The organism is Pseudomonas sp. 65/3-MNA-CIBAN-0223, from assembly GCF_040310425.1.
GTDB lineage: Bacteria > Pseudomonadota > Gammaproteobacteria > Pseudomonadales > Pseudomonadaceae > Aquipseudomonas > Aquipseudomonas gregormendelii.
The window spans coordinates 1-293 of record NZ_JBEOPV010000082.1 but is presented as its reverse complement, the minus strand read 5'-3'; the positions used below and the strand labels follow the sequence as shown (position 1 = coordinate 293).

At 60.4% G+C, this 293-nt stretch carries 1 pseudogene; it reads left to right on the top strand.

Annotation, left to right across the window (positions count from 1 at the left end):
* Nucleotides 1-293, top strand: a pseudogene (locus AAEZ09_RS28010) (TonB-dependent receptor); the annotation flags it as partial.

Here is a 293-nt window from a genome sequence, read left to right as displayed (position 1 = left end):
CACCAGACCAGCCCGAAATTCTCCGGCGCCGCCAGTAACCGGTTCAGCCTCGGCGACGGTATCGACAACTTTGGCGTGGCGGCGGCGCTCAGTTGGCAGAAGCGTGATTTTGGCTCGGACAATGTCGAAACTGGCGGCGCCTGGGACTTCACTAACGGCGCCCGGCTCAACGAATTCGAGCAGCGCGACTATGACATCAGCCGTGAACGCGCCGGTGGCGGCCTTAACTTCGATTACAAGCCCGATGACGTGAGCAGCTACTACCTGCGCACGCTCTACAGTCGCTACAAAGA